General features: G+C 71.8%; 15 protein-coding genes. 11 read left to right on the top strand and 4 right to left on the bottom strand.

Annotated elements, in window-relative coordinates:
• Positions 1–11 precede the first annotated feature (11 nt).
• Positions 12–1241 (bottom strand): urea ABC transporter substrate-binding protein, encoded by a 1230-nt coding sequence (gene urtA / locus QSK34_RS01345; RefSeq protein WP_285579008.1) that lies wholly within the window; start codon positions 1239–1241, stop codon positions 12–14.
• A gap of 231 nt (positions 1242–1472) precedes the next feature.
• Between urtA and QSK34_RS01340 the strand changes: the two genes are divergently transcribed.
• Genes QSK34_RS01340 through QSK34_RS01310 form a run of 7 tightly spaced genes read left to right on the top strand, consistent with a single transcriptional unit; the run spans position 1473 to position 6639 of the window.
• Complete coding sequence (locus QSK34_RS01340; RefSeq protein WP_030450727.1) at positions 1473–1775, top strand: urease subunit gamma; 303 nt, start codon at positions 1473–1475, stop codon at positions 1773–1775.
• The gene (locus QSK34_RS01335) at positions 1772–2098 is read left to right on the top strand and encodes an urease subunit beta (protein ID WP_353051359.1); all 327 of its coding nucleotides are present in this window, start codon (positions 1772–1774) and stop codon (positions 2096–2098) included. Before QSK34_RS01340 ends, QSK34_RS01335 begins: the two co-directional genes overlap by 4 nt.
• Entirely contained in the window at positions 2091–3803 is a 1713-nt protein-coding gene (locus QSK34_RS01330) for an urease subunit alpha (protein ID WP_285579005.1), read from the top strand. Before QSK34_RS01335 ends, QSK34_RS01330 begins: the two co-directional genes overlap by 8 nt.
• A 10-nt stretch (positions 3804–3813) precedes the next feature.
• Positions 3814–4680 carry an urease accessory protein UreF gene (locus QSK34_RS01325; RefSeq protein WP_285579003.1) on the top strand — a complete coding sequence of 289 codons (867 nt, stop codon included), beginning with the start codon at positions 3814–3816 and terminating at the stop codon, positions 4678–4680.
• The gene (gene ureG / locus QSK34_RS01320; protein ID WP_285579001.1) at positions 4670–5344 is read left to right on the top strand and encodes an urease accessory protein UreG; all 675 of its coding nucleotides are present in this window, start codon (positions 4670–4672) and stop codon (positions 5342–5344) included. Before QSK34_RS01325 ends, ureG begins: the two co-directional genes overlap by 11 nt.
• Positions 5344–6150 carry an urease accessory protein UreD gene (locus QSK34_RS01315; RefSeq protein ID WP_285578999.1) on the top strand — a complete coding sequence of 269 codons (807 nt, stop codon included), beginning with the start codon at positions 5344–5346 and terminating at the stop codon, positions 6148–6150. The genes ureG and QSK34_RS01315 overlap by 1 nt, the downstream gene beginning before the upstream one ends.
• 60 nt (positions 6151–6210) lie before the next feature.
• Entirely contained in the window at positions 6211–6639 is a 429-nt protein-coding gene (locus QSK34_RS01310) for a hypothetical protein (RefSeq protein ID WP_285578997.1), read from the top strand.
• On the opposite strand, the gene era is transcribed toward QSK34_RS01310, so the two are convergent.
• From era to QSK34_RS01295, 3 genes are read right to left on the bottom strand one after another with little or no spacing between them, the layout of a single operon-like run.
• Positions 6630–7544: a GTPase Era gene (gene era, locus QSK34_RS01305; RefSeq protein WP_161480401.1), complete on the bottom strand. Its 915-nt coding sequence runs from the start codon at positions 7542–7544 to the stop codon at positions 6630–6632. The two genes, QSK34_RS01310 and era, sit on opposite strands and share 10 nt — an antisense overlap.
• On the bottom strand, positions 7537–7866 hold the full coding sequence (locus tag QSK34_RS01300; RefSeq protein WP_161480402.1) for a cytidine deaminase-like protein: 330 nt from the start codon (positions 7864–7866) through the stop codon (positions 7537–7539). The genes era and QSK34_RS01300 overlap by 8 nt, the downstream gene beginning before the upstream one ends.
• Positions 7863–8519: a hypothetical protein gene (locus QSK34_RS01295; RefSeq protein WP_285578993.1), complete on the bottom strand. Its 657-nt coding sequence runs from the start codon at positions 8517–8519 to the stop codon at positions 7863–7865. The genes QSK34_RS01300 and QSK34_RS01295 overlap by 4 nt, the downstream gene beginning before the upstream one ends.
• A 304-nt stretch (positions 8520–8823) precedes the next feature.
• Between QSK34_RS01295 and QSK34_RS01290 the strand changes: the two genes are divergently transcribed.
• From QSK34_RS01290 to QSK34_RS01275, 4 genes are all read left to right on the top strand, one after another.
• Positions 8824–9213: a pyridoxamine 5'-phosphate oxidase family protein gene (locus tag QSK34_RS01290; RefSeq protein WP_156045169.1), complete on the top strand. Its 390-nt coding sequence runs from the start codon at positions 8824–8826 to the stop codon at positions 9211–9213.
• 91 nt (positions 9214–9304) lie between these two features.
• On the top strand, positions 9305–9970 hold the full coding sequence (gene cseB / locus QSK34_RS01285) for a two-component system response regulator CseB (RefSeq protein ID WP_285578988.1): 666 nt from the start codon (positions 9305–9307) through the stop codon (positions 9968–9970).
• 1 nt (position 9971) lies between these two features.
• Positions 9972–11138 carry a sensor histidine kinase gene (locus QSK34_RS01280; RefSeq protein WP_285578987.1) on the top strand — a complete coding sequence of 389 codons (1167 nt, stop codon included), beginning with the start codon at positions 9972–9974 and terminating at the stop codon, positions 11136–11138.
• Positions 11139–11232: 94 nt separating this feature from the next.
• Positions 11233–11727, top strand: a complete 495-nt coding sequence (locus tag QSK34_RS01275; RefSeq protein WP_285578984.1) for a M15 family metallopeptidase — start codon at positions 11233–11235, stop codon at positions 11725–11727.
• Positions 11728–11782 lie beyond the last annotated feature (55 nt).

Here is an 11782-nt window from a genome sequence, read left to right as displayed (position 1 = left end):
GGAGGTCGGCGTCAGGAGGCGAGGCTCCCGGCCCACGGATACGACTTCAGGTAGGGGTCGGGCTTGATCGGCTCGCCCGAGTTCCAGACCTCCTTGATCAGCCCGTCGGGCTGGATGATGCCGATGCGGGCCGTCTTGTACATGTGCTGCGTCTCGCCGTCGATGGTGACCAGGCCCTCGGGACGCTCCAGCGCGATCCCGCCGGAGGCCTTCTTCACCGCCTCGACCTCGGTGGTGCCGGCCTTCTTGACCGCCTCGGCCCAGAGGTAGACCGCGTTGTAGCCGGCCTCCATCGGGTCGGAGGTGACCTTGGCGGCGCCGTACTTGGCCTTGAAGGCGGCGACGAACTTCGTGTTCGCCGCGTTCTCGGTGGTCTGGTAGTAGTTCCACGCCACCGGGTGGCCGACGATGTTGTCGACGCCGATTCCGGTGACCTCCTCTTCGGCCACCGAAACCGAAAGGACCGGCATCGACTCGGCCGTCACGCCGGCGCTCTTCAACTGCTTGAAGAAGGCCACGTTGCTGTCGCCGTTCAACGTGTTGAAAACCGCGTCGGGCTTCGCCTGAACGACCTTGTTGGTCAATGTGGAGTATTCGGTGTGACCGAGCGGGGTGTATTCCTCGCCGAGGACCGTCATTCCGTTCGCGGCGGCGTAGGCCTTGATGATTTTGTTGGCCGTGCGCGGGAAGACGTAGTCGCTGCCGACCAGGAAGATCTTGGTCTTGCCCTGTTCCTTCAGGTAGTCGAGACCCGGGATGATCTGCTGGTTGGTGGTCGCGCCGGTGTAGAAGATGTAGGGCGAGGACTCCAGGCCCTCGTACTGGACCGGATACCAGAGCAGCGCCTTGTGGCGCTCGAAGACCGGGAGCATCGCCTTGCGCGACGCGGAGGTCCAGCCGCCGAAGACGGTGGCGACCTTGTCCTGGCTGATCAGCTTGTTGGCCTTCTCGGCGAAGGTCGGCCAGTCGGAGGCGCCGTCCTCGACCACCGGTTCGAGCTTCTTGCCGAGCACGCCGCCCGCGGCGTTGATCTCCTCGATGGCGAGCAGCTCGGCGTCGCGGACCGTGACCTCGCTGATGGCCATCGTGCCGCTCAGCGAGTGGAGCAGGCCGACCTTGATGGTGTCGCCGCCCGCCGCGGTCCCGCCACCGGTCGTGCTCTCGGTCGGCTCACCGCCACAGGCGGCCAGAGCCAGCACCAGACCCGCGCCCACCGCGGTCCGTAAGAATGCGTTGCGCAATGAATTTCCTCCTTGCCGATACGGCCCCCGCACCGACCCATCTGCCGCAAAGGTGATCGAACGCGATTTCCCGGGAAAATCGGTGAGGTTAATAGCCGATTACCGAAACTTCACTCAATCAATGAACGCGGCGGACGGCGCTATCATTGACCGAGAGCGCCGGAAAACTAGGAAACGCGTCCGTCATCGCGCGGAAACGCCATTGAAACCGATCTTTCTTAGGGTCCGGCCATGCGGCTCACCCCACACGAGCAGGAACGCCTGCTCATTCACGTAGCGGCCGGCGTCGCGCGCGACCGGATGGACCGAGGCCTGCGCCTGAACCATCCGGAGGCCACGGCGATCATCGCCTCGTTCCTGCTCGAAGGGGCCCGCGACGGCCAGTCGGTCGCCGAACTCATGGACGCGGGCCGCAAGGTCCTGCGCCGTCAGGACGTCATGGAGGGCGTGCCGGAAATGCTGGACTCCGTCCAGATCGAGGCGACCTTCCCCGACGGCACCAAGCTCGTCACCGTCCACCACCCGATCTCATGACGGTTCCCGGAGAGATCGTCCCCGGCGCCGAGCCCGTCCCGCTGAACCCGGGGCGTGAGCGGGTGACCGTGCGTGTGGTGAACACCGCCGACCGGCCCATCCAGGTGGGCTCCCACTACCATTTCGCCGCCGCCAACCCGGGGCTCGACTTCGACCGCGAGGCCGCCTGGGGCCACCGGCTCGACGTGCCGGCGGGCACCGCCGTCCGGTTCGAGCCGGGCGTCGAGCGTGACGTCACCCTGGTGCCCATCGCCGGGAAGCGGGTCGTGCCCGGCCTGCGCTCCGAATGGGCCGGCCCTCTCGACGGGAAGCCGCATGCCTGAGATCTCCCGCGCCCGCTACGCGGCGCTCTACGGCCCGACGACCGGCGACCAGATCCGGCTGGCCGACACCGACCTGTTCATCCAGGTCACCGAGGATCTCGCCATGGGCCCCGCCGGGGCCGGCGACGAGGCGGTGTTCGGCGGCGGCAAGGTGATCCGCGAGTCGATGGGCCAGGCCCGCGCCACCCGCGCCGAGGGCGCCCCCGACCTGGTCATCACCGGTGCGGTCATCCTCGACCACTGGGGCGTCGTCAAGGCCGACATCGGGGTGCGCGACGGCCGGATCGTCGCCATCGGCAAGGCCGGCAACCCCGACACGATGGACGGGGTCCACCCCGACCTGGTGATCGGGCCGTCGACCGAGATCCTGGCCGGCAACGGCAAGATCGTCACGGCCGGGGCGGTCGACTCCCACGTCCACCTGATCTGTCCCCAGATCGTCGAGGAGGCGCTGGCCAGCGGCGTCACCACCCTGGTCGGCGGCGGCACCGGCCCGGCCGAGGGCACCAAGGCGACCACCGTCACCGGGGCCTGGTACGTCGGCCGGATCCTGGAGGCGATGGACGGCATGCCCGTCAACGTCGCCCTGCTCGGCAAGGGCAACACCGTCAGCAGCGAGGCGCTGCTGGAGCAGCTCAGGGCCGGCGCGTCGGGCTTCAAGCTGCACGAGGACTGGGGCACCACCCCCGCCGCGATCGACGCCTGCCTGGCGGTCTGCGACGTGACCGGGGTGCAGGTCGCCATCCACACCGACACCCTCAACGAGGCCGGTTTCGTCGAGTCGACCCTGGCCGCGATCAACGGCCGGAGCATCCACGCCTACCACACCGAGGGCGCCGGAGGCGGGCACGCCCCCGACATCATCAAGGTCGCCGGGGAGCGCAACATCCTGCCGTCGTCGACCAACCCGACGCGGCCCCACACGGTCAACACCCACCACGAGCACCTCGACATGCTCATGGTCTGCCACCACCTGAACCCGTCGATCCCCGAGGACCTGGCCTTCGCCGAGTCCCGCATCCGCCCCTCGACGATGGCGGCCGAGGACGTCCTGCACGACATCGGCGCCATCTCCATGATCGGTTCGGACTCCCAGGCCATGGGCCGCGTCGGCGAGACGATCATCCGGACCTGGCAGACCGCCCACGTCATGAAGAAGCGCCGCGGCACGCTGGAGGGCGTGGCCGACAATCTCCGGGCCCGCCGGTACGTCGCCAAATACACCATCAACCCGGCGATCGCCCACGGCCTCGACCACGAGGTCGGCTCGGTCGAGGTCGGCAAGCTCGCCGACCTGGTGCTCTGGACCCCGGCGTTCTTCGGCGTGAAGCCCGATCTGGTGGTCAAGGGCGGCATGATCGCCTACGCCCAGATGGGCGACGCCAACGCGTCCATCCCGACCCCGCAGCCGGTCCTGCCCCGCCCGATGTTCGGCGCCTACGGCGCGGCCCCGTCCCAGACCTCGGTCCACTTCGTCGCGCCGCTGGCCCTCGAAGGCGACCTCGCCGACCGCCTGCGGGTCGACCGGCGCCTGGTCCCCGTGGCCGACGTCCGGTCCCGGGGCAAGGAGTCGATGCCCCTCAACGACGCCCTGCCCGACATCGAGGTCAACCCCGACACGTTCGCCGTGAAGGTGAACGGCGAACTGATCGAACCGGCCCCGGCCGAGGTCCTGCCCATGGCCCAGCGCTACTTCCTCTTCTAGGACGACGGCGATGGACGGACCGGCCACCGGAGCACCCGCCGTGAACGGCGCGACCCTCGGGCTGCCGCCGACACAGACGGCGGCCTCCGAAATGCCGCCGACACAGACGGCGGCTTCGGGGGTGTCGCCCACACAGGCGGCAGCCTCCGGGATGCCGCCAACACACGGTCTGGCCGGTCTTCTGCTGCTCGCCGACTCGCGGTTGCCCGCGGGCGGCCACGCCCATTCGGGCGGTGCGGAGGAGGCCTGCCGCACCGGCGCGATCTCCGGCCCCGGGGACCTGGCGCGGTTCCTCCGGGGCCGGCTCGCGACGGCGGGCCGGGTGGCGGCGGCCCTGGCGTGGTCCGCATGCGCGGCGGCCCAGGCCTTCGGCCGCCCGGACAAGGAGTTCCAGGAACCCGGCACGGGCGGGCAGGCACGCGAGGCCGAGACCGCGTGGCGGCTTCTGGACGCCGAGGCCGACGCCCGGATCGCCTCGCCCGCCCAGCGGCTGGCCGGCCGCACCCAGGGCCGCCTGCTGATCCGGACCGCCCGGAGGATCTGGCCATCCCCAGCGCTGGAGACGCTGGCCCGGGCCGTCCCCGACGGCGCCCACCACCCGATCGCCCTCGGCGTCGCCGCGCAGGCCGCCGGGTGCACTCCGGACCAGGCCGCCATGGCGGCCGCCTACACGTCCGTCACCGGTGCGGCCACGGCCGCGGTCCGGCTGCTGGGGCTCGACCCGGTGACCGTGCACCGCCTGCTGGCCGAACTCCCCTATGACTCGGTCATCGCCGAACAGCACGACTGGTCAGCGCTACCCGCGCACGCCGCCCCCGCTCTCGATCTGCTGGCCGAACAGCACCTACGTACGGAGGTAAGGCTCTTTGTCAGCTAACCACGATGACCACCACGACGCGCCCGACGGGCACGGCCGGGCGCTGCGCCTGGGCATCGGCGGCCCGGTGGGGAGCGGCAAGACCGCTCTGACCGCGGCGCTCTGCCGGAGCCTCGGCCCGTCGCTGCGCCTGGGCGTGGTGACGAACGACATCTACACGACCGAGGACGCCGACTTCCTGCGCAGGGCCGGCGTCATCGACCCCGACCGGATCATGGCCGTGCAGACGGGCTGCTGCCCGCACACCGCGATCCGCGACGACATCGCCGCCAACATCGACGCCGTCGAGACCCTGGAGGAGCGCTTCGGCCCCCTCGACCTGGTCATCGTCGAGTCGGGCGGCGACAACCTGACCGCGACGTTCAGCCGGGGCCTGGCCGACCGCCAGATCTTCGTCCTGGACGTCTCCGGCGGCGACAAGGTCCCCCGCAAGGGCGGCCCCGGCGTCACGTCGGCCGACCTGCTGGTGGTCAACAAGACCGACCTCGCCCCGATGGTCGGCGCCGACCTCACGGTCATGTCCCGCGACGCGGCGGCCGTCCGGGACGGCAAGCCGGTGCTGTTCACCTCGATCCGCGAGGACCGGGGCGCCCACTCGGTGGCCGAATGGGTGGCCGGCGTCGTCGACTCGTGGCGGCACCAGCACTCCCACAGCCACCTGTGATGACCAAAGCGCTGGTCCGGGCCCGTGCGATCCTCCGCACGGGCCTGGACGACCGGGGCCTCACCCGCATCGAGACCATGCGCTCCGACCCGCCCCTGACCCTCCGCCAGACCGCGCCGGGCGAGGTCCACCTCGTCTCCACGGGCGCCGGCCCCCTGGGCGGCGACCACCTCCGCCTCGACGTCGAGGTCGCCGAGGGCACCTCCCTGACGGTCCGCTCCATCGCCAGCACGCTGGTGCTCCCCGGCGCCGGCCGCTCCCTGATGGAGATCCACGTGTACGTGGCCTCCGGCGCCACCCTCGTCTTCGCCCCCGAGCCGACGGTCCTGGCGGCCGGCTGCGACCACCGGATGACCACGGCCGTCACCCTGGCGACCGGCGCGTCCCTGTTCTGGCGCGAGGAGATCGTCTTCGGCCGCCACGGCGAGCGGCCCGGCCGCTGCCACTCCCGCTTCGACGCGACGGCCGGCGGCCGTCCCCTGCTGCGCCAGGAGTTCGTCGTCGGCGACCCCGAGGCCGACGGCAGCCCAGCGGTGTTCGGTACCGCCCGTTGCGTCGGCAGCACCCTGATCACGACCGAAACCCCGGCGGAGGGGCCGAAAAGCGAGCCGCGGGAGGCGGAGGTCGCCGAAGGGGTGGCCGTGCTGCCCCTGGCCGGTCCCGGCACGCTGGTCTCGGCGCTCGCCGCCGACGCGGTCGAACTCCGCAAGCGGCTCTCCTGGGGAGAGAGCCGCGTGTCCGTTCAGGCGGGTTCGCCGGCGCGAGCCACCGTCGGTCTCCGGCCGCCGGCGTCTCGCTTCCCCTAGGGTGGAGAGGTGGCAACCGCACATCCCCCCAGACCGGATCGAAGCGGGACAAGCGCCTTATTGGGCCTGGCCGTCGTCGCCGCCGGGCTCGCCCTCGCCGTCACCGGCGTGCTGCCCTGGGCCGGAATAAGCGCCACCTTCGGGGTCGTCAACGCCGACCTGACCTCCGTCCACGGAACCGAGGACGGAGCCGGATGGTGGGTGATGGGGTCGGGCGTCGTCGCCGCCGGCCTAGGGGCGCTGGGCATCTCGCGCAGCCGCATCATCACCGGCCTGGCCATCCTGCCGGGTGCGGTCGCGGCGTTCTCGCTGGCCATGTTCCTGACCCGGCCCCATGGGTTCGACCGGCTCACCATGGCCATCCCGGGCCTGGTCAGGGTCGAACCCGTGATCCTCTACGGCTGGTGGGCGGGCCTGGGCGCCTCGGTCGTGCTCGCGGCGCTGGCCTGCCTGGCGCTCACGAGGCGCCGCCTGCCGGATCAGTCGTAGAAGCCGAGCCGGCGCAACTGCTTCGGGTCGCGCTGCCACTCCTTGGCGACCTTGACCCGCAGGTCGAGGTAGACGCGGCTGCCGAGCAGCGCCTCGATCTGCTTGCGCGCCCTGCTGCCCACGTCTTTCAGCCGCGAGCCGCCGGGGCCGATGACGATGGCCTTCTGGGAGTCGCGCTCGACGAACATGAAGGCGTACACGTCGAGGAGGTCGTCGCGCCCCTCGCGCGGGCCCATCTCCTCGACGACCACCGCGATCGAATGGGGCAGCTCGTCGCGCACGCCCTCCAGGGCCGCCTCGCGGATCAGCTCGGCGACCAGCACCTGCTCGGGCTCGTCGGTCAGCTCGCCGCCGGCGTAGAGGGGCGGCGACTCGGGCAGGCGCTCGATCAGCAGGTCGGCCAGCACGTCGAGCTGGTCGTCGCCCTTCGCCGACACCGGCACGATCTCGGCGAACTCGGCCAGCTGCGACACCGCGAGCAGCTGCTTGGCGACCTCCTCGCGGGAGGCCAGGTCACACTTGGTGACCACGGCGACCACGGGCGTCTTCTTGACCGCGCCGAGCTTCTCGGCGATGAACCGGTCGCCCTTCCCGATGGGCTCGTTGGCCGGGACGCAGAAGCCCAGCACGTCGACCTCGGTCAGCGTCGAGAGCACCAGGCTGTCGAGCCGCTCCCCCAGGAGGGTGCGGGGCCGGTGCAGGCCGGGGGTGTCGACGATGACGAGCTGCGCGTCGGGCCGGTGGACGATGCCGCGGATCACCCGCCGGGTCGTCTGGGGCTTGGAGGAGGTGATCGCGACCTTGGTGCCGACCAGGGCGTTCATCAGGGTCGACTTGCCCACGTTGGGCCGCCCCACGAACGCGGCGAACCCCGCGCGGAACTCAGACCCCGGCCGATCAGACATAGCGGCCTTTCAGCGAGCCGTCGGCGCCCGCGTGGAACAGGATCGCGTTGCCCAGGTCCTCCACCGCCGCCAGGTCTTCCCGCGCGGGCTCCTCGGCGTCGTTGACGAGCGCCGCGGCCTCCAGGCCCTGCGCCCCGCTCGACACCGCCGTCGCCACCGCGACCTGCACGGCGGTCAGCCGCAGCGAGGGCAGGTTCACGTCGGTCGCGACATAGGTCCGGCCGGTCTCGTCACGGACGGCGGCGCCTTCGGCGGTGCCGTTCCTGGCCCTGGCCGACCGCGCCAGGGTGAGGATCTTTTCGTCTTCAGGGTCGAGCGTCACAGGTCAAGGGTAGCGACCTTGCGGGACACCAATCGGGCCAGTTCCTCGGTCGTGCGGGCGTCGGCGCCGCTCATGCCGGAGTTCACCAGGCCGATCACCGCCCCGCCCTGGCGGACCACGACGAGGTGCATCTCGTAGGGGTAGCCGCCGACCCGCCCGACCAGGCGGCGCGCGACGCCCCCGCCTTCCAGGACCTTCTCCGACACCGCGAGCGGGGCCACGGTCAGCCGGTTGACCTCGCCGGGGGTCTGGTCGCGGGCGGTGGTGCAGGCGCGGGAGGCCTTGGCCAGCTCGTCCATCTGCTCGGCCGCCTCGCCCGAGCCGTAGAGGGCCAGCGAGACGGCGGCCGTCTGGCCGACGCCCTCGCCCAGGTAGCTGGCGGTGGTGGCGGCGGTCAGGCCCTCGCGGGCGGGCCGGCCGGCCATCAGGTTGAACAGGCGGCGGCACTCCTGGACGACCGGTTCGAACGGTTTCTCCCAGCCGGGCCGCGACCGGGTCGCGAAGCCGCGCGGGATCTCGTCGAGGTCGGCGAACAGCGCCTTGATCTTGAGGGCCTGCGGGGTGGAGCGGACGTCTCCGACGGGGGCCGAGCCGCACCCGGCGACGGCGGCGGCGAGCAGACAGCAGGCGACGGTCAGTTTCGCCACGCGCATTTTCAAGGTCCCCCCGTCGACGTCCTTCGGGCTACATTCCCGGATGGCGACGGGCCTAAAAACATCATTAGGGGGCTCTCGCCGGACGAGAGCCCCCTAATCGATGATCCCCCTCAGATCAGCCGGTGCGCCGCGAACCCCTCCCGGCGCACCGATCGACCCCTTGTTCGGCGCCCCGAACCCCTCCCGGGCGCCTTGGAAGAAGAATGCCGGGGATGACTTGCAAGTCGCTTAAAGAACGCTTGCGGAGAAACTCCCCGTCGGATGCAAGACACACCCAAGCAGGTGAGAGCATCCTTGGCACGTGACAACCGCGCCCGTCCAGCACCGACGCCTCCTGCAGGAGTACGTCGGCAGCGCCCGGCTCATGTCCCTGTCCGCCGTCGACGGCGACGGGGCACCGGCGCTCCTCCCCCTGCCCTTCCACGCGGCCTTCGCGCCCGACCGGCTCATGTTCATCGCCCACCGCGAGCGCCCTCTGGTGGCCGGCCTGGCCGCCCGGCCGAAGGTGGCGGGCTCGATCATCGCCGGCGCGGGGCGCGGCGTGACCTTCGCCGGCCTGGCGACCGCCGCCGAGTCGCCCGACCCGGTCCGGCTGGCCCCGGGCGAGCAGCTCTACCGGATCGACGTCACCGAGTGGTTACTCTTCGACGAGCACGCCTACGAGTACCGCGTCCACCCGATCAGGGCATGAGGCCGATTCACGGCTGATACACGGCCGAGGCGGGACGGCCGTCCGGTCCGCATATTCTGCATCGGACCTGTTCCTGCGTCATTGGAGATCAATGTCGGTTTCGGTGCTCCTGGTCGAGGACGACGAGGTGATCCGCAGAAGCGTCGGCATGGCCCTGGAGCGCTACGGCTACCGCGTCTCCTCCGCGGCCGACGGCCTCACCGGCCTGGAGCGCTTCCACGCCGGCGGCCACGATCTCCTCCTGCTCGACGTGATGCTGCCCGGCCTCGACGGCATCGGCCTGTGCCGCCGGGTGCGCGAGACCAGCCTGGTGCCGATCCTGATGATGTCGGCGCGCGGCGACGCCCTCGACGTGGTGTCCGGGCTGGAGGCCGGGGCCGACGACTACGTCGTCAAGCCCGCCGACACCTCCGTGCTGGTGGCCAGGATCCGGGCGCTGCTGCGCCGGGCCACCCCCGCCCCCGGCGGCACCCCCCGGCTCGTCTTCGGCGACCTGACCGTCGACCCCGAGGCGCTGGAGGTGTACGTCGCGGGCGAGCAGGTCTCCCTGGCGCCCACCGAGTTGCGGCTGCTGCTGGAGTTCGCCGCCAATCCCGGCATCGTCCTGGACCGCCAGACGCTGCTGCACAACGTCTGGGACTACGGCTGGGACGGCGACAGCCGGGTCGTCGACCTGTGCGTCCAGCGGCTGCGCCGGAAGATCGGGGCCGACCGCGTCGAGACGGTCCGCGGTTTCGGCTACAAGCTGCGGCGCTGAGATGGCCCCCTGGAGATCCCTGCGCTGGCAGATCGCCGCCCTGGTCGCGGTGGCCTCCGGCGTGGTGGCGCTGGCCGTGGGCCTACTGGTCCACCGGAGCACCCTGGAACGCTCGCTGAGCCTGGGCCGCGACCGGGCCGTGACCGCCCTGCTGACCGACTCCCCCGGCACCGCCGACCCGGGCCCGCTCCCGGCCGCGCTGGCCGCCCGGATCGGGGCGCCGGGCGCCTACGCCACCTGGTACGACGACCGCGACCCCGACGTCCCGTGGATGTGGGCGGCCACCGGAACCAGGGCCGTCAAGATCGACATGGGCGGGGACCTGCGCAACGTGCGGGCCCTCGACCGCCACATCGTGCTCGCCTCGCTGGGCGTGCTGGGCCTGGTGGTCCCCCTGGCGGCGCTGGCCGCCGAACTGCCCAACCGCCGTCTCAGGCGGGTGGCCCGCACCGCCCGCCGCGTCGCCGACGGCGACCTGGAGGCCCGCACGTCGGCCGGACGTGGCGGCGACGAGATCACCGGCATCGCCGCCGCCGTCGACACGATGGCCACGGCCCTGCACGACCGCCTGCGCGTCGAGCAGCGGTTCACCGCCGACGTCGCCCATGAGCTGCGCACGCCGCTGATGGGCCTGGTCACCTCCGCCGAGCTGCTGCCGGAGGGAGAGGCGACCGACCTGGTCCGCGACCGGGTCGGGGTGCTGCGCGTCCTCGTGGAGAACCTGCTGGAGATCTCCCGCCTGGACGCGGGCGCCGAGTCCGCCGACCGGGTGGAGGTCCCGCTGGGCCGCTTCGCCGGCGACTGCGTGCACCGCACGGGCCTGGCGGCCGAGGTGACCGTGCACGGCGACCCGGTCGCCGTGACCGACCCCCGCCGCCTCGACCGCATCCTGGCCAACCTGGTCGTCAACGCCCACCGGCACGGGAGCGCCCCCGTCGAGGTGCGGGTGGCGGACACGACGATCACCGTCCGCGACCACGGTCCCGGCTTCCCCGAATCGCTGCTGGCGGAGGGGCCGCAGCGGTTCCGGACCGGGGCGAGCGAACGCGGCCGTGGGCACGGCCTGGGGCTGACCATCGCCGCCGGGCAGGCCAGGGTCATCGGGGCCCGGATCGGCTTCGCCAACGACCCGGACGGCGGCGCCGTCGCCACCGTGCGGCTGAGCTGATACACGGCCGAGCGGCGGCTCCCGCGGCACGGACATCTGGGCCGACCAGCCTGAACGCATCGATGCGATGCCGATCAGGAACGGACGTGCACTCATGTACCGGTGGCTGGTGCCCCTGCTTTTCACCCTCACGACGGCCTGCGCCCCCGTCGGCGTGGCAGACGGATTCGTGGCCGACGGGGCGCACATCTCCCCGTTCGCCACCGGCCTGCCCGCGCTCACGAACCTGGACCCCGCGCTCCTGCGGGCCGTGCGGGAGGCCGCCCGCGACGCCGCCGCCGACGGCGTCCCGATGTTCCTGACCACCGCCTGGCGCAGCGAGCGCTACCAGCGGCGGTTGTACGAGGAGGCGATCACCAAATATGGGAGCGAGCAGGAGGCCCGCCGCTTCGTCAGCACCCCCGGCCGCTCCCGGCACGTCACCGGCGACGCCGTCGACGTCGGACCGACCGACGCCGACGACTGGCTCAACCGGCACGGCCGCGCCTACGGCCTCTGCCAGACGTACGCGAACGAGATCTGGCACTTCGAGCTGGCGACCACGCCGGGCGGCGACTGCCCCCCGATGCGGCCCGACGCGAGCAGCTGAGCCGACGCCGCGTCTCGTCGCAGGTCGGCGCGGTCAACCGGGACACGGACACGGC

Origin of the sequence: Herbidospora sp. NBRC 101105 (genome assembly GCF_030269205.1) — a bacterium.
In the GTDB taxonomy this organism is placed as follows: Bacteria; Actinomycetota; Actinomycetes; order Streptosporangiales; family Streptosporangiaceae; genus Herbidospora; species Herbidospora solisilvae.
The sequence above is the reverse complement of the archived record's forward strand: the minus strand, read 5'-3'. Positions and strand labels throughout refer to the sequence as shown.

Coding starts and splice junctions, on each gene's coding strand:
- QSK34_RS01340 (WP_030450727.1), top strand. CDS start 1,473: ATGCGGCTCACCCCACACGAGCAGGAACGCCTGCTCATTCACGTAGCG.
- QSK34_RS01335 (WP_353051359.1), top strand. CDS start 1,772: ATGACGGTTCCCGGAGAGATCGTCCCCGGCGCCGAGCCCGTCCCGCTG.
- QSK34_RS01330 (WP_285579005.1), top strand. CDS start 2,091: ATGCCTGAGATCTCCCGCGCCCGCTACGCGGCGCTCTACGGCCCGACG.
- QSK34_RS01325 (WP_285579003.1), top strand. CDS start 3,814: ATGGACGGACCGGCCACCGGAGCACCCGCCGTGAACGGCGCGACCCTC.
- QSK34_RS01315 (WP_285578999.1), top strand. CDS start 5,344: ATGACCAAAGCGCTGGTCCGGGCCCGTGCGATCCTCCGCACGGGCCTG.
- era (WP_161480401.1), bottom strand. CDS start 7,544: ATGTCTGATCGGCCGGGGTCTGAGTTCCGCGCGGGGTTCGCCGCGTTC.
- QSK34_RS01295 (WP_285578993.1), bottom strand. CDS start 8,519: ATGCGCGTGGCGAAACTGACCGTCGCCTGCTGTCTGCTCGCCGCCGCC.
- cseB (WP_285578988.1), top strand. CDS start 9,305: ATGTCGGTTTCGGTGCTCCTGGTCGAGGACGACGAGGTGATCCGCAGA.
- QSK34_RS01280 (WP_285578987.1), top strand. CDS start 9,972: ATGGCCCCCTGGAGATCCCTGCGCTGGCAGATCGCCGCCCTGGTCGCG.
- QSK34_RS01275 (WP_285578984.1), top strand. CDS start 11,233: ATGTACCGGTGGCTGGTGCCCCTGCTTTTCACCCTCACGACGGCCTGC.